This is a genomic window from Candidatus Symbiothrix dinenymphae (genome assembly GCF_001431085.1).
The window spans coordinates 1-1,534 of record NZ_BBRU01000019.1 but is presented as its reverse complement, the minus strand read 5'-3'; the positions used below and the strand labels follow the sequence as shown (position 1 = coordinate 1,534).

General features: G+C 37.7%; 3 protein-coding genes. 2 read left to right on the top strand and 1 reads right to left on the bottom strand.

Features of this window, described 5'->3' with window-relative positions:
• Positions 1-333, bottom strand: a 333-nt coding sequence (locus tag ASC50_RS00470; RefSeq protein ID WP_158648212.1) for a hypothetical protein, incomplete at its 3' end; no start/stop codon positions are given.
• A gap of 401 nt (positions 334-734) precedes the next feature.
• Here ASC50_RS00470 and ASC50_RS00465 point away from each other — a divergent pair.
• On the top strand, positions 735-971 hold the full coding sequence (locus tag ASC50_RS00465) for a hypothetical protein (protein WP_056928556.1): 237 nt from the start codon (positions 735-737) through the stop codon (positions 969-971).
• 157 nt (positions 972-1,128) lie between these two features.
• Positions 1,129-1,534 (top strand): hypothetical protein (locus tag ASC50_RS00460; RefSeq protein WP_158648211.1); only part of this gene is annotated, 406 nt, incomplete at its 3' end.

The following is a 1,534-nucleotide window of genomic DNA, read 5'->3' as shown; positions in this document are numbered from 1 at the left end:
TGCCGGACGAGGGCTTTGAGCAGCAACAGCTTTCTCTTCTTCCAGCAACTTGAGTTCTTGTTGTTGGAGATTTTGCCCCTGCGTCTCATAAAAATGTTTGAACAAGTTTACCGATTGCTGCAAACTCTTATCCTCCTGCGTAGTAGACAATAACATGGTAAACAACGTGTTGGGAATCGTGTAAACTTTCTCCCGTGTTTTACCCGGTAAATACGTTTCAACAAATGCAGCTACTGCTTCTTTCGGAAAATCCTCCATAAAAGGAGCTGATAAATCCATTGCTAATGCTTGCTTAAAGGCAAGGCTCAACGCTAACGATTGATTCGATGTCATAATGTGTCGTTTTTTGACGACAAAGGTAGTGTTTTTTTTGTATATTAGTGACATTACGCTTGTACGGGGTTATCAAAATTGTACCCCATACGGGGTAGTTGGTGTGCATTTCCCAACAATTTTTTGCGGGTACAAATTTTGTTTTGTACCTTTGCCACCCAAAGTAAAGAAAACAAATTGTATGAAAAAAAGAACAAATAAAGGTATAACAGATTAAAATATAGAGTTTTACGCTTTTATTCTCTCAAACTTGAAGTCTGCAAAATTTCTACCGGAGAATAAGTGAGCGAGATTCACGCCGTTGGGTGTGAGTTGTTCGAGCTTATTTGGGTAAATGGTTTGCAGAGCCAAAGTTTGCAAGTAAGCAATCACGAGCAGTTTCACGCTTTTATATTTTCAAAATGGCGACAGATATAAAAATACACATTGGGCAAACGATACGACAAAGATTAGACGACAAGCAGCGCAAAGTTGCTTGGCTCGCCCGCGAAATCAATTACGACAACAGTAATTTGCATAAACTTCTAAAACAGAAGCATATTTATCCCGACTTATTATATAAAATATCCATCGCAATGGAGGAAGATTTTTTTGCACTATATTCCCAACAAATTGCAGAAACGTTGAAGAATGGGTAAAATCTACCCGAAAATCAGGTAATATTTACCATTAAATTTCGTGATTATCAATGAAATAGTATCTACCTTTGCTGCGTTTTTTGATGGCTTTGCTATCGGGGATAGAAGAGTACCCTGATGTGCATCAAAAAAACAGATAAAATAAAAAAACAAATTTATGAAAACTTCAAAAAAAGTATTGTGGCTGGCAGCAATCGCTACTTCAGCGGTTATGGTTGGGTGTGTCGAAGCAGAAACCGATGAGGAAAAAAAAGGCGAGGAAATTACCTCCGGCAGTTTTGATGGTCATACTTTTCGGGCAAAAGTGGAAGATGGAAGTTTTTACAACGAACGAATTGATGAAGTAAAAATTTGGTTTACAGACTATTCCTATGGAAGAGATACCTTTGTAGTAGCAAATGGAAAGTATACAAATGGCGGTTTTACACTCAATTTTGTAGAAACTATACCGGATAAATATCTCCAGAAAATAACAAATTACTACTCGATATATGACCTTATATATGACCCTATAGTAGTGAGCGATACCACAGCAAAATACAGGGGGTGGGATAGTTGGAGTC

Coding starts and splice junctions, on each gene's coding strand:
- ASC50_RS00465 (WP_056928556.1), top strand. CDS start 735: ATGGCGACAGATATAAAAATACACATTGGGCAAACGATACGACAAAGA.